Origin of the sequence: Fructilactobacillus sanfranciscensis (assembly GCF_029023685.1) — a bacterium.
Taxonomy (GTDB): domain Bacteria; phylum Bacillota; class Bacilli; order Lactobacillales; family Lactobacillaceae; genus Fructilactobacillus; species Fructilactobacillus sanfranciscensis.
The window spans coordinates 407,973-426,853 of sequence record NZ_CP118925.1 but is presented as its reverse complement, the minus strand read 5'-3'; the positions used below and the strand labels follow the sequence as shown (position 1 = coordinate 426,853).

At 34.9% G+C, this 18,881-nt stretch carries 19 protein-coding genes; 5 read left to right on the top strand and 14 right to left on the bottom strand.

What is annotated here, in order from left to right; all coding sequences use genetic code 11:
* Positions 1–34: 34 nt before the first annotated feature.
* The 7 genes from pth to PY770_RS02125 form a co-directional block, all read right to left on the bottom strand.
* Positions 35–592 carry an aminoacyl-tRNA hydrolase gene (gene pth, locus PY770_RS02155; protein WP_056957973.1) on the bottom strand — a complete coding sequence of 186 codons (558 nt, stop codon included), beginning with the start codon at positions 590–592 and terminating at the stop codon, positions 35–37.
* Positions 593–713: 121 nt separating this feature from the next.
* Entirely contained in the window at positions 714–1,079 is a 366-nt protein-coding gene (locus tag PY770_RS02150) for a type II toxin-antitoxin system PemK/MazF family toxin (RefSeq protein ID WP_041817621.1), read from the bottom strand.
* Complete coding sequence (locus tag PY770_RS02145; RefSeq protein WP_103428623.1) at positions 1,076–1,348, bottom strand: hypothetical protein; 273 nt, start codon at positions 1,346–1,348, stop codon at positions 1,076–1,078. Before PY770_RS02145 ends, PY770_RS02150 begins: the two co-directional genes overlap by 4 nt.
* Positions 1,332–2,501 carry an alanine racemase gene (gene alr / locus PY770_RS02140; protein ID WP_275046044.1) on the bottom strand — a complete coding sequence of 390 codons (1,170 nt, stop codon included), beginning with the start codon at positions 2,499–2,501 and terminating at the stop codon, positions 1,332–1,334. The genes PY770_RS02145 and alr overlap by 17 nt, the downstream gene beginning before the upstream one ends.
* A 163-nt stretch (positions 2,502–2,664) precedes the next feature.
* Positions 2,665–4,140 carry a degradosome RNA helicase CshA gene (gene cshA, locus PY770_RS02135; protein WP_041817620.1) on the bottom strand — a complete coding sequence of 492 codons (1,476 nt, stop codon included), beginning with the start codon at positions 4,138–4,140 and terminating at the stop codon, positions 2,665–2,667.
* A 172-nt stretch (positions 4,141–4,312) separates the two neighbouring features.
* Positions 4,313–5,686 carry a UDP-N-acetylmuramoyl-tripeptide--D-alanyl-D-alanine ligase gene (locus tag PY770_RS02130; RefSeq protein WP_103428622.1) on the bottom strand — a complete coding sequence of 458 codons (1,374 nt, stop codon included), beginning with the start codon at positions 5,684–5,686 and terminating at the stop codon, positions 4,313–4,315.
* Between the two features lie 91 nt (positions 5,687–5,777).
* Positions 5,778–6,566: a hypothetical protein gene (locus tag PY770_RS02125; RefSeq protein WP_139555023.1), complete on the bottom strand. Its 789-nt coding sequence runs from the start codon at positions 6,564–6,566 to the stop codon at positions 5,778–5,780.
* Positions 6,567–6,751: 185 nt separating this feature from the next.
* On the opposite strand from PY770_RS02125, the gene PY770_RS02120 reads away from it, so the two are divergent.
* The 3 genes from PY770_RS02120 to PY770_RS02110 all read left to right on the top strand — a co-directional run bounded on the left by PY770_RS02120 (position 6,752) and on the right by PY770_RS02110 (position 9,431).
* Positions 6,752–7,231: a low molecular weight protein-tyrosine-phosphatase gene (locus PY770_RS02120; protein WP_168848101.1), complete on the top strand. Its 480-nt coding sequence runs from the start codon at positions 6,752–6,754 to the stop codon at positions 7,229–7,231.
* 3 nt (positions 7,232–7,234) lie between these two features.
* The gene (locus PY770_RS02115; protein WP_163600924.1) at positions 7,235–8,470 is read left to right on the top strand and encodes a multidrug efflux MFS transporter; all 1,236 of its coding nucleotides are present in this window, start codon (positions 7,235–7,237) and stop codon (positions 8,468–8,470) included.
* A gap of 124 nt (positions 8,471–8,594) precedes the next feature.
* Entirely contained in the window at positions 8,595–9,431 is an 837-nt protein-coding gene (locus PY770_RS02110) for a DUF4097 family beta strand repeat-containing protein (RefSeq protein WP_275046043.1), read from the top strand.
* A gap of 63 nt (positions 9,432–9,494) precedes the next feature.
* On the opposite strand, the gene PY770_RS02105 is transcribed toward PY770_RS02110, so the two are convergent.
* The 5 genes from PY770_RS02105 to PY770_RS02085 all read right to left on the bottom strand — a co-directional run bounded on the left by PY770_RS02105 (position 9,495) and on the right by PY770_RS02085 (position 14,047).
* Positions 9,495–9,743, bottom strand: a complete 249-nt coding sequence (locus tag PY770_RS02105) for a type B 50S ribosomal protein L31 (RefSeq protein WP_041817614.1) — start codon at positions 9,741–9,743, stop codon at positions 9,495–9,497.
* Positions 9,744–9,849: 106 nt separating this feature from the next.
* The gene (locus PY770_RS02100) at positions 9,850–11,139 is read right to left on the bottom strand and encodes a UDP-N-acetylglucosamine 1-carboxyvinyltransferase (protein ID WP_275046042.1); all 1,290 of its coding nucleotides are present in this window, start codon (positions 11,137–11,139) and stop codon (positions 9,850–9,852) included.
* Between the two features lie 118 nt (positions 11,140–11,257).
* Positions 11,258–12,874 carry a CTP synthase gene (locus PY770_RS02095; protein ID WP_103428616.1) on the bottom strand — a complete coding sequence of 539 codons (1,617 nt, stop codon included), beginning with the start codon at positions 12,872–12,874 and terminating at the stop codon, positions 11,258–11,260.
* Between the two features lie 150 nt (positions 12,875–13,024).
* On the bottom strand, positions 13,025–13,564 hold the full coding sequence (gene rpoE / locus PY770_RS02090; protein WP_180993248.1) for a DNA-directed RNA polymerase subunit delta: 540 nt from the start codon (positions 13,562–13,564) through the stop codon (positions 13,025–13,027).
* 48 nt (positions 13,565–13,612) lie between these two features.
* Positions 13,613–14,047 carry a YwiB family protein gene (locus PY770_RS02085; RefSeq protein ID WP_014081715.1) on the bottom strand — a complete coding sequence of 145 codons (435 nt, stop codon included), beginning with the start codon at positions 14,045–14,047 and terminating at the stop codon, positions 13,613–13,615.
* Between the two features lie 130 nt (positions 14,048–14,177).
* On the opposite strand from PY770_RS02085, the gene PY770_RS02080 reads away from it, so the two are divergent.
* Positions 14,178–15,551, top strand: a complete 1,374-nt coding sequence (locus PY770_RS02080) for an HD domain-containing protein (protein ID WP_139555018.1) — start codon at positions 14,178–14,180, stop codon at positions 15,549–15,551.
* A 1-nt stretch (position 15,552) separates the two neighbouring features.
* Positions 15,553–16,362, top strand: coding sequence for a sugar-phosphatase (gene yidA / locus PY770_RS02075; protein ID WP_139555017.1), 810 nt, complete (start codon positions 15,553–15,555; stop codon positions 16,360–16,362).
* A gap of 55 nt (positions 16,363–16,417) precedes the next feature.
* On the opposite strand, the gene PY770_RS02070 is transcribed toward yidA, so the two are convergent.
* Positions 16,418–17,422 (bottom strand): ribose-phosphate diphosphokinase, encoded by a 1,005-nt coding sequence (locus PY770_RS02070; RefSeq protein WP_103428613.1) that lies wholly within the window; start codon positions 17,420–17,422, stop codon positions 16,418–16,420.
* 71 nt (positions 17,423–17,493) lie between these two features.
* On the bottom strand, positions 17,494–18,873 hold the full coding sequence (gene glmU, locus PY770_RS02065; RefSeq protein ID WP_139555016.1) for a bifunctional UDP-N-acetylglucosamine diphosphorylase/glucosamine-1-phosphate N-acetyltransferase GlmU: 1,380 nt from the start codon (positions 18,871–18,873) through the stop codon (positions 17,494–17,496).
* Positions 18,874–18,881: the final 8 nt, after the last annotated feature.

Below are 18,881 nucleotides of genomic sequence, written 5' to 3'. Positions count from 1 at the left end.
TTTACACCTCCTATCGTTTTTTAATTTAGTTTAATTAATTAAATTGATTTTCTAACTTAGCAAAATCGGTTCCGGCTACCCATTCATCAAGTGCTTTCACCGTCTTATCAAGTGCTTCAGAAAGTGGTCCTTGTTGTTCTAAGGTAAATTTACCAAGTACATAATCAACCACACTTTGGCGTTTAGGATGATCCGTTCCAATTTTAATTCGATTAAATTGATCAGTTCCTAAATGGGCAATAAGACTTTTAATCCCATTATGTCCACCAGCTGAACCATGATTACGTAAGCGAATTCGACCAACATGTAAATCCATATCATCATACACAATGACGACATCATCTAAGTCAAGCTTATAAAATTGCATCAAAGGATGAACTGCACGACCAGACTCGTTCATATAGGTGGTTGGCTCTACTACCATGACTTTTTCGCCATCGACCATTCCCGTTCCGAACATTGCATCCATTTTTTGCTTATTAATTTCAATATCGTGTTCTGCCGCAAATTTTTCAACCGCCATAAATCCTGTATTATGTCGTGTACCTGCATATTCATTACCAATGTTCCCTAATCCAACAATCATTTTCATTCTTAATTTCTCCTTACTCGAATTGTAACAATCATTTTAATTGTAACATAATTAACCAGTAGATTATGGCTCTAGAAAAGGCAAAAGGAGTGAGAAATCTCACTCCTTTTCTATGTATTTTTTAATTAATTGAGTCTGTTAATCCAACACTTAAAGCCAAACATTTATCGACTTTTTCCATCAACGTATCAGAGATATGCGTAACCCGATCTTTCAACCGTTGTTTATCAATCGTTCGAATTTGTTCCAATAAAATTACCGAATCTTTACCGATTCCAGAATTACTAGCTTTAATGGCAACATGAGTCGGCATCTTGGGTTTTGTTATTTTAGCAGTAATTGCAGCAACAATTACTGTCGGACTATATTTATTACCAATATTATTTTGCACAATTAAGACGGGACGCAAACCACCTTGTTCTGAACCAATTACAGGCGATAAGTCTGCGTAAAAAATATCTCCCCGTTTTATTCGGGTGTCTGTCATTTTTGATTCCCTTTCATGTAATTAAATTTAGGATCTTGATTATAAATATCTACTAAAGTTTTAGTTAAATCTTGTTTCGAAGCCTCGGCATATTCAGCTACAATTTTTTGACTAATTCTCTTCATCGAATCATAACCATATACCATCTGATTAACTACGGGATTTTTATCAAAATTAGCACTCACAAAGGCAGCATGCTGCTCATCAATTTTTGCAGCCAATCGGACAAAATCTTTATCAGTTAATTTACCATCATAATGACATTTCATGATTATTTCCCCCATTACTTTTGCTTAACGTTTTGTAGACCCTTGGTAGTCTCTCAGTAAAACCACAGGCAATTTCATAATGAATGGTGTGGCACTGATCTGCTACTTGTTGCAACGTAATAGTTTGTGTACCTTGTTTACCTACAATAACTACTTCAGCTCCAGGTTGCATTTCATAAGGCAAGCGAACCATAAACTGGTCCATACAAACTCGACCAACAATCGGACACAACTGTCCATCAATTAATACTTTAAATCCTTGCATTGAGCGCCAAATTCCATCTGCATAGCCAACTGGAACTGTTCCAATCCATTGAGCTTTATCAATCGAATAAGTAGCACCATAACCAATTGAACGACCTGGATTAACTTTTTTTACATAAACCAATTCAGTCGTCAAACTCATTGCTGGATTTAACTTAATTGGAGAAATTAATTCTTGACCTGAAGGGTTCAATCCGTAAGCAGCAACTCCATAGCGAATCATATTTGCTCCGGTGACTTGGTGCCACAAACTTGTCGCTGAATTAGCCACCGAAACATAGCGTGGCTTAGTTTTAAAACATTGCATTAAATTTTTAAAATTTTGATATTGAAAATCAAAGTAATCATGATTATGTTCATCAGCCGTCGCAAAGTGCGTAAACACACCATCCAAAATTAAATTGTTTGCATTTTGATTAACAAAATCAAGAAATTCTGTAACTTCAGCAGAACTTTGTAACCCAATTCGTCCCATCCCAGTATCTAACGCTAAAAATATTTTAATTTTATTTTTTAGTTTTAAATCTTCAAAAACTCGATTGGCTTGCTTAAGCCAAGACACGGAACTCACGGTTACATCAATATTGTACTTAACAATCAAAGGTAAATCTTCAATATCGGTAAGTCCCAACACCAAAATCGGCTCATCAACGAAACCAGCTTCACGAAGTTGAATTGCTTCGTCTAAAATGGCCACACAAAAACCAGTAGCTCCTGCTAATTTTGCAAGTCTGGCAACTTGAACCGCACCATGACCGTATGCATTCGCTTTTACAACCATAAACATTTCAGTTTGCTGGTCTAATCGTTGAATTTCAGCATTAATATTTGAATATATTGCATCTTCATTAATAATTAATTGGGCATTTCGATTTCTTCCGATTACCATAACTTACTCCTTCAATAAAACATGGTTCAATTATACCATTAAAAAAGCTTTGACTTTATAATTTAAAAACACCCCCCAAAATTTTAATTTATAAAATTATACAAAAAAGCGATTGAACTCGAATAGAATTCAATCACTTTTTAAACATATTAATTTAAACTAATTAATGTTTATTTTTAATTACGAATTTGTTACTACGACCAGAGCTGTTACGACGATCATGTCCACCACGACTATTGTTATCGCGACTACCACGATATCCACCACGGCTATGACTGTTGTTACCACGGTATCCTCCGCGACTACGGCCACGACCACCACCATGTCCTTTAAGTGGACGTTCTGGAGTGATATGAACCTTAACTTGATCACGTGACATTTCGTTTAACAAAGCAGCTACTAAATCAATTGCTTCATGATTTTCTAGCAATGTATTTGCAACGTCTTCATATTTTTCGGTATTAGTCCGTTTAACCAACTTATCAACATCTTCAATGGCAAATTTCATTTGACCAGCTAAAGCTTCATCTTCAGTAGGTGGCTTTAATGGTAACATCCGAACCTTAGTAAGTTTTTCAACTAAACGAAGGTAGCTCATTTCGTTTGGAGTTACAAAGGTTACTGAAGTACCATGATGTCCGGCACGACCAGTACGTCCAATACGATGAACATAACTTTCTGGGTCTTGAGGAATATCAAAGTTATAAACATGGGTAACACCTGAAACATCAATTCCACGAGCAGCAACATCAGTTGCAACAAGATAATTGATTTGATCACGTTTAAATTCGTTCATAATTTGAGTACGACGACTTTGAGTTAAATCACCATGAAGACCAGCAGCTTTATAACCGCGAGCAATCAAACCTTTAGCAACTTCATCAACACGACGTTTAGTCCGACAGAAAACGATGGTTACTTTAGGTTGTTCAACATCGAATAAACGAGTCATTGTTTCAAACTTTTCGTTATCTTTAACTTTTACGTAATATTGATCAACTAAATCAGTTGTTAATTCTTTAGATTTAACTTTAATTTGTTTAGGATCAGTCATAAATTGTACCCCAACTCGCTTGATTGGATCAGGCATAGTAGCTGAGAATAACATTGTTTGACGATCTGAGGGGGTGTTCTTGATGATACTTTCGATATCTTCTAAGAATCCCATGTTTAACATTTCATCTGCTTCATCTAAAACTAAGAATTTTACATGTTCTAGTTTAAGAGTACGACGTTTAATGTGATCAAGTAAACGACCAGGAGTTCCAACAATAATTTGTGGTTTCTTCTTTAAATCGTAAATTTGTTTACGAATGTCTGATCCACCGTAAACAACTTGTGCACGGACACCTTCGCCACGACCCAACTTTTGAATTTCTTTTTGAGTTTGAATCGCTAATTCACGAGTTGGTGAAATTACTAATGCTTGTACATTTGGGTCATTAACGTCAATTCCTTGTAGAATTGGTAATGCAAATGCAGCAGTTTTTCCAGTACCAGTTTGTGCTTGTCCAATCACATCTTCACCTTTAAGGGTCAATGGAATTGTTTCAGTTTGGATAGCAGTTGGTTCTGCATAGCCGTTATCTGCTACGGCTTTTAATAGACTATCTGATAGTCCTAAATCTTTAAAATTCAAATGTGTTCCTCCTATTGAAACATCACCGTAAATACAACAAATTGCTCAGAAAAAATCCGTTTCCCTTGAAGCGCAACTTGTTTGATTACACTTTATTTCTCTCTAATACTTCTAATATAGCTATCCTATGATAGCATATTTTACAAAATTAAGCAAACACTGAGCGTGTCAACTACTCTAATGCATCTAATACTTTTTCTAAATGTATTCCATGACTAGCTTTTAATAAAACTTCGTCACTAGGTTGAATCATTGCTTTTAATTTTTCAATCATTACGTCCATTTCGCTAATTTTATAGTAAAACAAATTAACTCCACTTTGATACTTACTATTTAAAGCGTCAGATAATGCTTGCATATCATCACCGATTAAAAAAACATCAGCAATTTGATCAGGATCTAGATTATCTGCCAAACCTGCGTGCATTTCTTTAGACTGATCACCAAGTTCTAGCATATCTCCTAAAACAACCATCCGTTTCCCCATCACATGAGTATTCTCAAAAGCTTTTAAAACTGCTTTGACAGCTGATGGATTAGAATTATAAACATCACTTAGAATCATCTCACCTTGGTTACCTTTAATCCATTCTGTCCGGTTCTTAGTTAAGTTTGCATGTTCTAATCCAAGTTGCATGTTCTGAGACTTGATTTCGAATAAACGACCAACCTCCAATGCTGCTAAAGCATTGAACACATTATATTCACCCAATAAATTAATAGTAAATTCTAACCCATCCCAAACATTAGTAGTAAATTTGGTTGTATTATCACCGTCAATTATCTTAATTGGATAAATATTATTAGTTGTTAATTTACCAAACGTTTTTTTATTGACCTTTAATTTATTAGCCCGATCAACTAAAAGTGGTTCATCTCCATTAAAAACAAATTCTCCATCTTCACGTAACCCATCAATAATCTCTAATTTAGCATCAGCAATCCGATCACGTGTTTTAAAAAATTCAATATGTGCTTCCCCAATCATGGTAATAACAGTAACATCAGGGCTAACAAGTGTACTAAGCTCGTGTAATTGTCCTGGACGATCCATTCCCATTTCAACTACTAAAAATTCAGTATTAGAATTCATGGATAAAATTGTAACCGGAACTCCAATCTCATTGTTAAAGTTTCCTTGTGTTTTAGCAACATTAAAATTAGTTTCTAAAACTGAAGCAATTAGATCTTTCGTTGTAGTTTTTCCATTACTACCGGTAATGGCTACAACGTGCGGATTAATCTTTGTAAGGTAATACTTAGCCAAAGTTTGGAGAGCTTGTAATGGATTGGAAACTAAGATTACTGGAAAATCATCTGGTGCCTGGTTAGCATGATCAGCTTTCCAAAATGTTCCAACTGCTCCATGATCAATGGCACTTTGAATATAATCATGACCATCGTGTTCTCCTGCTAAAGGAACGAATAGTGAATCAGGCTCCATCTTACGACTATCAAAACCAACACTAGTGATTTCAATGTCATTTGCATTATTACTAATCGTTCCGTTAACAGCTTTAGCGATTTCTTCAAGTTTCATCTTCATAAATTTGACTCCCACTTTTAATTTACAAAATCATCTACTAATTATACAACAAAATAAAAAACGGATTAATTCATTCTAATCCGCCTCCACTCTAAAGATCATTCAAATCTTGTTCAAACTTAACTTTCAAATCAATTGACCATTTATTACTTAAAGTATTATAAGTTAACATTCCCACCTGATTTGCATTGGCTAACAACTGCCCTTCGCTTCCCCAAATCACCTTAGTTTGCGTTTTAGCAACTCTAAATAATGGCATTTTAACTTGTCGCTTCACTTCTTGTCCTAATTCAAATGCAATAATCATTCCCTCTACACTAAAGTGTAAGAGATCATGAAGAATTTCAGGATCAATATCTTTCATTTGAATTGGCCGAGCAAAAATTCGTTTATTATTTCGTTGATGGCGTAAATGTCTTTTAATACTTAATTCTAAGATATGATTTAGTTCTTGAAAACTCCGAAAATAAAACCTATTAAAGCCATTGGTGCCGCCTAAATAAACAAATTCATTTCCCAATTTAACAGAAAATGGATTGCGCTTACGGGGAACATTCATATGAGCTAAATATAATAAATCTGCAATTTCATCATCGCTCAATGAATCTAAACCATCTTTAGTTTTATAATCCATCCATTTCGGAACTCTTCCGGTTTTATAACCGCGAATCACATAATCTCGAACCTGGCTTTGACCGGTAATGGTTGGAAAATTAGAATGAACATTAAAACTGTTTGAGCTGTCAACATCATCATTAATCATAATAATATTTTGTGGTATTTTGCTAATTCCATTAATATAATCACCAGCAGAAATGCCCCAAGTAATCGCAAAACGATCAATAGGACTCACCTTTAAATAAATTAAGTTTGTTAACATTTACCCACCACCTTTTAAAACATCAATTGGATTAATTATACTATGATATTAGCTTAATTACAGAGATAGTATAGAAAAATTTAATCTTTATTGAATAATTTTATTTTTCAAGTTTCAAATGCGTGCTAAAGAATTCGGTAATTGCTATGATAGTAATATTGGAATTTTCGACATGGAGGTTAAATATGACTAAAACAAAGGTTCTATTCGTTTGTCTGGGAAATATTTGTCGTTCTCCCATGGCAGAATCAATATTCAAAAAAATGACAAGTGAAAAGGGAATCGCAGATTATTATCAGATTAATTCTGTAGCAACAAGTAGCGAGGAATTAGGAAATCCACCTCATCCTGGCGCCCAAGCAGAAATGGATCGACACCAATTAAATTACAATGGCCACTATTCACGGCCAATTACTGCTGCTGATATTTCCAATGCTGATTACATCATTACAATGGATGAAAGTAATCTTGCAGACTTAAAACAAATAATTCCTAATAGAGATCTATCCAAACTTCACTTATGTATGGACATTGTACCAGGCCAAAAAGGTACCAGTATCGTTGATCCCTGGTATACACATCGATTTGATAAAACCTACCAAATGTTAAATCAATCATTACCACTTTGGTTGAAAAAAATGGAAAAAATAAGAAAGGAAGGATAATTAATGGAAAAACCTAGTACCAACGAACCAGAACAGGTTCCAAAATCAATTTGGCACCGTAACTTAATTGCGCTATGGTTTGGTTTATTTTTAACTTCAATGGGCTTTAGTGGAATGATGCCGTTTCTTTCACTTTACATCGATACACTTGGAAAATACACCCAAAGCCAACTTAATTTATATAGTGGACTAGCCTTTTCTGCTTCTTTCATGGCAGCTGCGGTGGTTTCTCCTATTTGGGGAAGCTTAGCTGATCGTTATGGCCGACGGGTTATGTTGCTTCGTGCATCATTTGTCATGTCAGTTGTCGTCCTCTTAATGGGTTTTAGCACAAGTGTATGGCAATTAATCGCACTTAGATTTATCCAAGGAATTTTTTCTGGTTACTTTCCTAATTCAAATGCGCTTTTGGCAATTCAAGTTCCTAAAAGAGAAAGTGGAAAAGCACTTGGAATTTTATCGACTGGCGGTGTTTCTGGTTCATTACTTGGACCATTTGCAGGCGGAATTTTAGCCTCAATTTTCAGTTATCGCGTTACTTTTTTCATCACCAGTACCTTAATGTTTTTAGTTTTCTTAATTACTATTTTTTTCGTAAAGGAAAAATTCACCCCTGTTACGAAAGAAAAGAACTTACATACTAAGCAAGTGATTAAAGTTTTAAACCGCCCTAAATTAATTTTTGGAATGTTTATTACTACAATGATTATTCAAGCTTCTAACTATTCAATTTCCCCCATTTTGTCACTCTACGTACGTCAAATCATGAACAATAGTCCTTCAGTTACTTTTTTTAGTGGGATTGTTGCAGCCGTACCTGGGATCTCGACCCTAATAGCTGCTCCTAGATTTGGAGCATTAGGTGATAAAATTGGAACCGAAAAAATCATGATTTTTGGATTCATTCTGGCAATCATACTTTACATTCCAATGGCATTTGTTACTAATGTTTGGGAACTAATGGGACTAAGATTCTTACTTGGAATATCTAATTCTTGTATGCTTCCAGCGGTACAAGCGATTATTGCCAAAAATACGCCAGTACAAGTTACTGGACGAATTTTTAGTTGGAATCAAAGTTTTCAAGCTGTTGGTAATTTTACTGGACCAATGATTGGTTCAATTGTATCATCTGTCTTTGGTTACTCCGGTGTCTTTATTTCAACATCAGTATTAGTTTTAATTAACCTAATGTTGGTTTTAAGTGAAACAAAAACGCTTAGTAAAGCTAGAGCATAAATAAAATTAGAAGACCGTCTTCAGTTCACATCCTACTGAAGACGGCCTTTTTATTTTCTAACTTGTGATGAGTCAAAAATGATGATAAGTTAAAACCATAATTAAAAAGAGAGGATTAATTTTAATGCTTAAGAAAACAATACAATTAGTAACAGGTATCACAATAGCTAGTTGTTTAATTATTTGTTTAAACAGCAAAGTTAATGCTGATACAAAAAAACAAACTGTTAAAAATACTGACAAGGTCCAACATCTCATAATTGATGCTCCGACTAAAGTAATTTTAAAAACTGGGAGTGAGTTCCAAGTTCAATCTAAATTTCCAAATCTTAAAAAAACGACCATTACTAATCAAAATGGCAAGCTTAAAGTTTCTTATCCTCATCAAAAACATCTTTGGGGAATTCAAATTAATTCTAAACAGCCCAAGTCTGTTGTCACTGTGACAATTCCTTCAAACTTGAAACTTACTGATTTAAAAATTAAATCTAAAGCGGCTGATGTTCAAACCGATGCAGCAATTAAAAAATTGTTGATTGCTAGTCACAGTGGTGACGTCAAATTGACTAAAACTAATTCAAAGAATTTAACAATCAAATCAGAAAGTGGAGACATTAACATAGATCAAGTTAAAGTAGAAAATGATAATCATCTATCTAGTGAATCAGGAGATGTTAAAATTAGTAATTCTCAATTCAATTCGATGCAAGCAAACTCTGAAAGTGGTGATATCTTTATTAGTAACTTGATTGCTAAAACACTTAAGCTTAACAGTGATTCTGGAAATGTTAAAATTAACAATCAAAAAGCCACGAAATACAATCAAGTTATAATTAACAGCGACAGTGGCGATGTTGAAATTAAAAATTCTAAGATTAATAAAAGTAAGATTGATACTGCTGGTGGAGATTTGGATTTGCCCAAAACTAAAATCAACCATAGCGAAAATTCCACAGAATAGTCTAACTAAAACTGAACAAAAAAAGACTTAACCAATTGGTTAAGTCTTTTAGTTTGCTTAAAATTATTTGTTGAGACCATATCTCTTGTTGAAACGATCAACAGCACCATCTGCTTGAGCTGATTTTTGTTTACCAGTGTAGAATGGGTGTGAATCTGATGAAATTTCAACACGAATCAATGGATAAGTGTTACCGTCTTCCATAGTAATTGTATCTTCAGAAGTAGCAGTAGAACCAGTAATGAACTTAAAGCCAGTACTTGAATCTTGGAATACTACTTGGTGAAAATCTGGATGAATTCCTTTTTTCATAATATTACGCTCCTTTTGCCCTGAACTTATAAAATCCAGAGATTGATTTATAAATATTCAACTTTTGTAGTTTACCACTAAAAAGAAATTGTTGCAATACCAAAAACTATGCTTCAGAAGCACTTGGTACATTTCCTTCAAGTAATTCAACATTAGCATTTAACCCAGCTAACTTTTCAACTACGTTATCATATCCACGTAGAATATGATCAGCATGAGTAATTAATGTTTCTCCATTTGCCATTAAACCGGCAATTAAGAGTGATGCCCCTGCTCGAATCTCTCCGGCAGAAACAATAGCTCCATGTAAATCTCGACTGGGACTAATTATAATTTGATTATTATCAGTCACCTTAATAATAGCACCCATCTTTTTTAATTCATGAATGTGCTTTTTTCTTTTTGGATAAATAGTATCAGTAATAACACTATCGCTATCCGCATTAAACAATAATGGTGTAATTGGTTGTTGCCAGTCCGTTGCAAATCCCGGAAATGGTTCAGTTGTAATCTGAACCCCGTGAATATTACCACTTTCTGGAACAAAAATACTATCATCGTTAATTTCTAATTTTAAACCCATTTCAGTTAATTTTTCTGTAAATGGTTTTAGATGTTCTGGAATTACGTTTTTAACTAAAATTCCGTCACCAATTGCAGCAGCTAACGCTAAATAAGTCCCCGCTTCAATGCGGTCTGGAATAACGGTATGAATTTCAGTAGCAGAAAGAGATTTTACTCCTTCAATCCTAATATCATCCGTTCCAGCACCTGTAATTTTAGCTCCCATACTATTTAAAAATGAAACAATATCTACAATTTCTGGTTCTTTAGCAACATTATGAATCTCAGTAACTCCATCTGCTTTAGTAGCAGCTAGAATTGCATTGATAGTTGCGCCGACCGAAACCATTTCAAAATCGATAATTCCACCCTTTAAACCATGCTTAGTCGCATCAATATAAACTGTATCACCATCTTCAGTGACATCAGCTCCTAATGCTTCAAAAGCACGAATATGTTGATCAATTGGTCGTGGACCAATATTATCTCCACCTGGAAAACTAACAATTGCCCGATGAAACCTACCTAATAATGCCCCCATAAAATAATAAGAGGCTCTTAATTTTTTAATCGCTTCACTAGGAAGCCGACTTTCTTTTATATTAGTTGGATTAACTTTGAATATTCCGTCACTAAATTCAGATGGAACGTTCATTGACTGCAAGATTAGCATTAAATTATGAACATCTAAAATATCAGGGACCTTATCAAACTCAACAGGAGTGTCGGAAAGAATTGTAGCTGGAATTAAAGCAACTGTGCTATTCTTTGCACCACAAATCGTAACTTCTCCCATGAGTCGATGATTACCGTGTATTTTCATCATACTCATATTATATTTTCCTCTTCACTATTCTCATTTTATGCAACATTATTAATCATAGTTAAAAATAGCAAACATTACAATAGGAATCTAATGAAAACCATAAGAATTAATAATTATTTATGAATTATTTTACCTGTTCTTTATGATACTTGTCGGCAGCAGTAATGAACGCTTTAAATAATCCTTCAGGACGATTTGGACGTGATAGGAACTCTGGATGATATTGGGCAGCAATGAAAAAGCGCTTATTTGGTACTTCCACAATTTCAACTAAACGATCATCAGGAGAAGTTCCTGAGATTACTAGGCCAGCATCTTCAAGATCTTTTCTGAACTTGTTATTAAATTCATAACGGTGACGATGACGTTCTGAAATTTCTTTTTTGTTATCATAAGCAGCTGCTGTGGCTGTTCCAGGTTTCAATTTAGCAGGATATGCACCTAAACGTTGGGTTCCACCCATGCTAGTTACATCATTTTGATCAGCCATTAAATCAATCACATTATGTTTAGTATCGTTTACAAACTCAGTTGAGTTAGCATCTTTCCAACCTAGCACATCACGTGCATATTCAATCGTAGTAACTTGCATTCCTAAACAAATTCCAAAGAATGGTACATCATTTTCACGGGCGTAGCGAATTGAAGTAATCATTCCTTCAACTCCACGGCTACCAAATCCACCGGGTACAATTAATCCGTCAAAACCTTTTAGTTTTTCAACTACATTTTCGTCATTAATCTCTTCTGCATCAATATTCGTAATATGAACATTGGTATCATCAGCATAGCCGGCATGGCGTAGTGATTCATCAACGGAAATGTAAGCATCTTTCAACTTCACATATTTACCAATCAAAGCAATGTTAACGTCACCTTTTAGATTACGAATATGATTTTCTAATGTTCTCCATTCAGTCATATCAGCTTTTGGAGCTTTGATTCCAAAATGGTCTAAGACTTGGGTATCCATGCCTTGTTCTTGGAAACTAAGTGGAAGTTGGTAAAGGTTTGGTGCGTCTAATGATTCAATAATACTTTTTTCACTAACATCACAAAACATTGCCATTTTTTGTTTCATAGCTTCTGTTACTGGTTTTTCGGCACGAAGAACCAGCATGTCTGGTTGGATTCCAACACTTCGTAATTCTTTAACAGAGTGTTGGGTTGGCTTAGTTTTCATTTCACCGGCAGCCTTGATGTAAGGAATCAAAGTGGTATGAATGTAATAAGTATTGTCGACACCTTCATCTTTACGCATTTCCCGTATTGCTTCTAAGAATGGTAATGATTCAATATCACCAACTGTTCCACCAATTTCAGTAATAATAATATCTGAATCAGTGGTCTTGGCAGCCCGTTTCATTTTTTCTTTAATCATTCCGGTGATGTGTGGAATAACTTGAACAGTTGCCCCAAGATAATCACCATGACGTTCCCTTTCAAGAACTTCTTTATAAATCTTACCAGTGGTAACATTTGAATATTTATTTAAATCATTATCAATAAATCTTTCGTAATGTCCTAAATCAAGATCAGTTTCAGTCCCATCATTAGTAACGAAAACTTCTCCATGTTGGTAAGGATTCATTGTTCCTGGATCAACATTAATGTATGGATCAAATTTTTGAATGGTAACTTTCAAGCCACGATTCTTTAAAAGTCTTCCCAAAGATGCAGATACAATTCCTTTTCCAAGTGAAGAAACCACTCCACCTGTGACAAAAATATATTTGGTCATAATAGCTACTCCTATCCAAAGTTACGTAACAATAAAACTAAAAAAAGCTCCCCATTCGCAGAACGGAGAGCTTTCTTACTCGATTGCCTTTACAGATATGTAAAGTGCCCAAGTAAGATAATATTAGAATCTGATCAATTAGTCAAGTATTTATTCTTCACCGTCGCCTAAATCATCATCATCTTCGTCATCGACCCCATCAATATCATCTTTAAAATCGTTGTCTTCAGGATCATCATTATCATAATCAACAACATCATCATCTTCAGGATCATCATTATCATAATCAACAACATCATCATCTTCAGGATCATCATTATCATAATCAATAACGTCATCGACATCAGAAGCATCAGCTAAGAAGGCATTAATTTTGTGACGTTTCTTAGTTTTTGGTTCGTCTTCAGTTTCACCAATTGTTGCTTCATCAACTGAATCAAAGGGATACCAGGTCCGTAATCCCCAAACGTTGTCACCTAGTGAAATAAAACTACCATCAACATTTAAATCGCTGTAAAAGTTAACTAGTTTTGCTTTAATTTCATCATCACTGAAGCCAGTATATTTTTGAATTGCATTAACTAAATCAGCAAATTGCATTGTCTTACCTTCATCAGCAAGAATTGCATGTGCTACTTCAATCATTGATAATTCGTTTTTGTCCACATTATCTAATTTTTTAAGTTCCAAATCAAACACGCCTTTCTAGTTTTTTCCGTTATACCTTATGATACTAACTTATAGACTAAAATGCAATTTAATCTGATAGTCTCCTACTTTTTCGTTATTTGAATAAAGAGCATAATCGACAAAAATATGACCTTTAGGAGCACCATGTTCAACCTCAACATCCACTTTTTGGGCCAACGCTCCAATTTCCATACGTCCATAAGGAGTTTGGTAATGATTTTTCGTTTTTTCTCCCTCTACAAAATCAAGCATCAAGTCGTTAGCTGCTTTTCTAGTTAAACGAACATGTTTATCGTCAGTAATTTTGAATGTAACTGGTGTTTCTTGTTGATCTAAATGTTCGAGGTAACGAACATACATTAAGTCATTTATTTCTACAAGTTGACCTTCTTCAGAAAAATCATGCGTTTCTGTTTCACCATCTTGGGTAATCTTTGTTTCAACTGTGACATGAATTATTTGATATTTTTTTTCATTTTCCATATTTATTACCTCGCTATCACTTTTAATTTTACCGCCAATTTTACTAAATTGCATCTTAATCTATCCAAAATGACTAATGCTTACTATTTACGCTATAATAGTAATAATTAACAAATGTAGGAGGTACGCTATGGGATATTATTCAACATCTTTGGAACAAGAGAAAGTCATCCGTGATCCGGTTCATAGTCATATCTATATTCAAGACCAAATCATCATGGATTTAATTAACACCAAAGAATTTCAGCGATTAAGGAGAATCCATCAATTAGGAACGACTTCGCAAACTTTTCCTGGTGCCGAACACACGCGTTTTACTCATTCCTTAGGGGTCTATGAAATTGTCCGTCGAATCTGTAACCAATTTCAACGTAATTATCCCACTAAGACGCCTGGAGATGGTCTTTGGGATGATTCAGAACGAATTGTAGCAGAATGTGCTGGTTTACTTCACGACATTGGTCATGGGGCTTACTCGCATACTTTTGAACACATCTTTCACACCAACCATGAACAAATTACGCAAGCCATTATTACCAATCCGGAAACAGAAGTTAACCAAGTATTGTGTAAAGTTGGCCCTGATTTTCCGAATCGAGTAGCCAGTGTCATCAATAAAACCTACGATAATCAGCAAGTCGTCCAAATGATTTCTAGTCAGTGTGACGCTGATCGAATGGATTATTTATTACGTGACTCCTACTTTACTGGCGTACAATACGGTAAATTTGATTTGGATCGAATTTTGCAAGTAATGCGTCCATATCAAGATGGAATTTGTTTTAAAATGAGTGGTCTTCATGCGATTGAATATTACATTGTTTCAAGATTTCAAATGTATCTCCAAGTCTATTTTCATCCAATCTCACGTTCCATGGAAGTCATTTTAGCTCATTTATTGTTACGGACTAAAGAATTAGCGGAAAGTTCAACTAAGTTAGAAAACTTTAATCCAACCTTGCTGATGCCATTTTTAGAAGGTACCTTCGATCCTAGTCGTGATTTGGAAACTTACCTTAAGTTAGATGATGGAGTTTTGAACACTTATTTCTCAATGTGGTGTGATACCCCTGACTCAATCCTTTCTGATTTATCAAATCGGTTCGTTAATCGAAAACCCTTTAAATCAGCCATTTTTACACAAGAAACCAAAGATGTATTGCCTAAATTAAGAAAGTTAATTGAAGCAGCTGGATTTAATCCCGAATACTACACAGCTACCGATAATAGTTATAACCAGCCTTATGACGTATATAATCCTGAAAGTAAGCATCCCAATGCCCAAATTGAATTAATGCAAAAAGATGGAAGCTTAGTTGAATTATCAAAGGCTAGTCTCTTAGTTCGGACCATTACTGGAAAAGATGTTGGAGATAGTCGTTTCTTTTTCCCTAAAGAAATGCTTCAAACTGACGCTAATGTTGAATTATTTAAACCAATATACGATAATTTTCAAAGATACATTAATAACGATACGATTATAAATCTCAAGGAGAACCAATAATATGGATATTAAATTAATTGCCATCGACATTGATGGTACTTTATTAAACGAAAAAAATGAATTAGCCCAAGCTACCATTGATGCAATCAAAGCTGCCGCTGCTAAAGGAATTAAAGTGGCCCTTTGTTCTGGTCGTCCCCTTTCTGGAATCAGACCTTATTTAAAACCACTAGGAATCGAAGGTGATGAACAATACGCGATTGCCTTTAATGGTTCAGTAACCGAAACTGTTTCTGGTAAGCTAATTTCAAAAATGGGAATTAACTACGAAGATTTCTTACAAATTGAAATGATGTCAAGAGAAATGGGCGTGCACTTCCAAATTGAAACATTAAAAGAAATTATCGTTACCAATCGTAATATTAGTCCATATAGTACCTTTGAAGCTGGCTTGGTCAGATTGCCAATTCACTTCCGTACTCCTGAAGAAATCACCCGTGAAGACGATATCATCAAAATGATGTACACTGATGAAGAAGATAAGATTCAATATGCCATGGATAATTTACCTAATTCAATTAAGCAACGGATGCAAGTTGTTAGAAGTATGCCCTTCTTCTTAGAATTTGTTAACAGTCATGCAGGAAAAGGTACTGCTCTCAAAAACCTCGCTGAAAAACTTGGTTTAACGGCCGATAACGTCATGGCAATTGGTGATCAAGGTAATGACCACAGTATGATTGAATATGCTGGTTTGGGAGTTGCCATGGGTAACGGAATTAAAGAAAACAAAGACATTGCCCAATTTGTCACTAAAACCAATTCTGAAGATGGTGTGGCATTTGCTCTCAATAAATTTATCAACAAATAAAACGTAAATTAAAAGAGTTATCACTCAAAGCTGAGCGATAACTCTTTTTTTATATTTATTTTTGTTTATCAGGCTTAATTTGGTCAGTTTCATAATCAAAACGGGAATTGAATAATGGACTAATTGGCCGATTTTGGTCAATTCTGACAATTGCATCACTAATTAAAGGAGCAATCGAGATTTGTTTAATCTTAGAAATCTTTTTATCATCTGGTAATTGAATAGAATCAGTAACAATCACTTCTTTGATTGGTGAGTCTTGTAAACGTTGAATTGCAGGACCAGAAAGCACTGGATGAGTACAACAAGCGTACACTTCTTTAGCACCAGCATCAATTAATGCTTGAGCACCCTTTGTAATGGTTCCTGCAGTATCAATCATATCATCAATCATGATGGCTGTTTTACCTTTAACATCACCAATAATATTCATAATTTGTGCCACGTTAGCTTTAGGACGACGTTTATCAATAATAGCAATTGGAGCGCCTAAGAACTCAGCTAAAGCACGTGCTCTTGTTACTCCACCATGATCAGGTGAAACAACGACAACGTCTTTATCAAGTCCTCTTTGAATAAGGTAATCAGCTAACAATGGTGCACCCATTAAATGGTCAACTGGAACATCAAAGAATCCTTGAATTTGAGCAGCATGTAAATCAAGTGCTACAACACGAGTAATTCCGTCAGTTTGAAGCATATCAGCAACTAACTTAGCCGTAATTGGTTCACGTGAACGTGCTTTACGGTCTTGACGTGCATAACCGTAGTAAGGAATTACCACGTTGATTGTGGCAGCACTAGCTCTACGAAGAGCATCAACCATAATCAATAATTCCATCAAATTATCGTTAACTGGAGCAGAAGTGGATTGAATAATGTAAACATCATTCCCCCGAACACTTTCTTCAATGTTAATTTTAATTTCGCCATCACTGAAATGATCAACATTAACCTTACCCAATGGTACACCCATATGCTTAGCAATTTTTTCAGCTAATGGACGATTAGAATCCAATGAAAAAATCTTCAATTTTGAATCTTGAGCTTTCGTTACCATAATTTCCCCCCGTTACGTTTTTCTTTGAATAACTTAATTATATTATGCGAAAGGTAATTCGGCAAATATAACTAGTCCGCTCCATTAAATGGTAATTTTTGATAGTAATTTGGTTTATTAGTTTGCCGTTCACGTGCAATAGCCATGTCATATTGATGAATATCATCCGTAATCGTCGAACCAGCTGCAATAAAGCTATGATCAGCTATTTCAAGTGGTGCAATTAAGTTAGCATTACTGCCAATAAAGACGTCATCGCCAACTTTAGTTTCATGTTTATTTTTACCATCATAATTAGCAAAGATTACTCCACAGCCAACGTTAATATCTTTACCTAAAGTGGCATTCCCAACATAAGTTAAATGACCAATCTTAGTGCCTTCACCAATCGTGGCTTTTTTAACTTCACAGAAGTTTCCAATATGAACGTGCTTGCCAATCAATGATTGAGGACGTAAGTGACTATTTGGTCCAATGTTAGATCCATCCATCATTTCAGAATCTTCAATGGTTGAAGAAGTAACTGTAACCCCATCATGAATAATACTACCGGTAATCTTAGAATTAGCTCCAATCACACAGTCTCGCCCAATTTTAGTACCCTTTTGAAGTTGAACACCAGGTTCAATAATTGTATCTGGACCAATTTCAATATCAACGTCAATATAAGTATCATCAGGATTAACAATTGTAACCCCATTATTCATATGATATTCATTAATCCGACGTTGCATGACCTTGGTAGCGGCTGCTTGAGCAACTCGGTTATTAACTCCCATTGATTCATCAAAATCATCCATTTGGTAAGCAGCAATAATGCCACCTTTCCGTTTTAAGATTTCAATGGCATCCGTAAGATAGTATTCACCTTGGGCATTATCATTGTTAATTTCGTGAAGGGCCTTGAATAATTTTTGGTTATTAAAAACGTAAACCCCTGTGTTAATTTCTTTAATGTTTCGTTCTTCTGAACTGGCATCTTTTTCTTCGACAATTTTTTCGACAATTCCTAAATCATTTCTGACAATTCGACCATATCCAGTTGGATTAGGAGCAACGGAAGTTAAAATAGTGGCAGTTGCTTGTTTATCGGCATGATAAGCAAACAATTTTTCGAGTGTTTTTGCCGTGAATAAGGGTGTATCACCGCTAATTACTAAAGTAGTTCCATCAGAATTCTTTAATAAATCTTCGGCACGTAAAACTGCATCTCCAGTACCTAGCTGTTGATTTTGAACCACATACTTAGTTCGATTTCCAAGTTCTTTTTCAACATCTTCAGCACCAAAACCAACGACTGTCACAATGTTATCCATATTTAACTTTGAAACTTGAGTTAAAACATGATCAACCATTGATTTTCCGCAAATTCGATGCAAAACTTTATATAACTTTGATTTCATTCTAGTACCTTTACCGGCAGCTAGAATGATTGTGTTTCTTGCACTCATTTTATCCT

Bases quoted from the DNA above. Each gene is read 5' to 3' on its own strand.
- PY770_RS02110 (WP_275046043.1), top strand. From the start codon at position 8,595: ATGCTTAAGAAAACAATACAATTAGTAACAGGTATCACAATAGCTAGT.
- PY770_RS02120 (WP_168848101.1), top strand. From the start codon at position 6,752: ATGACTAAAACAAAGGTTCTATTCGTTTGTCTGGGAAATATTTGTCGT.
- glmU (WP_139555016.1), bottom strand. From the start codon at position 18,873: ATGAGTGCAAGAAACACAATCATTCTAGCTGCCGGTAAAGGTACTAGA.
- PY770_RS02105 (WP_041817614.1), bottom strand. From the start codon at position 9,743: ATGAAAAAAGGAATTCATCCAGATTTTCACCAAGTAGTATTCCAAGAT.
- PY770_RS02125 (WP_139555023.1), bottom strand. From the start codon at position 6,566: ATGTTAACAAACTTAATTTATTTAAAGGTGAGTCCTATTGATCGTTTT.
- alr (WP_275046044.1), bottom strand. From the start codon at position 2,501: ATGGTAATCGGAAGAAATCGAAATGCCCAATTAATTATTAATGAAGAT.
- PY770_RS02100 (WP_275046042.1), bottom strand. From the start codon at position 11,139: ATGAGTATGATGAAAATACACGGTAATCATCGACTCATGGGAGAAGTT.
- PY770_RS02080 (WP_139555018.1), top strand. From the start codon at position 14,178: ATGGGATATTATTCAACATCTTTGGAACAAGAGAAAGTCATCCGTGAT.
- PY770_RS02095 (WP_103428616.1), bottom strand. From the start codon at position 12,874: ATGACCAAATATATTTTTGTCACAGGTGGAGTGGTTTCTTCACTTGGA.
- PY770_RS02145 (WP_103428623.1), bottom strand. From the start codon at position 1,348: ATGAAATGTCATTATGATGGTAAATTAACTGATAAAGATTTTGTCCGA.
- PY770_RS02130 (WP_103428622.1), bottom strand. From the start codon at position 5,686: ATGAAGATGAAACTTGAAGAAATCGCTAAAGCTGTTAACGGAACGATT.
- PY770_RS02085 (WP_014081715.1), bottom strand. From the start codon at position 14,047: ATGGAAAATGAAAAAAAATATCAAATAATTCATGTCACAGTTGAAACA.
- PY770_RS02070 (WP_103428613.1), bottom strand. From the start codon at position 17,422: ATGGTAACGAAAGCTCAAGATTCAAAATTGAAGATTTTTTCATTGGAT.
- PY770_RS02115 (WP_163600924.1), top strand. From the start codon at position 7,235: ATGGAAAAACCTAGTACCAACGAACCAGAACAGGTTCCAAAATCAATT.
- PY770_RS02150 (WP_041817621.1), bottom strand. From the start codon at position 1,079: ATGACAGACACCCGAATAAAACGGGGAGATATTTTTTACGCAGACTTA.
- pth (WP_056957973.1), bottom strand. From the start codon at position 592: ATGAAAATGATTGTTGGATTAGGGAACATTGGTAATGAATATGCAGGT.
- yidA (WP_139555017.1), top strand. From the start codon at position 15,553: ATGGATATTAAATTAATTGCCATCGACATTGATGGTACTTTATTAAAC.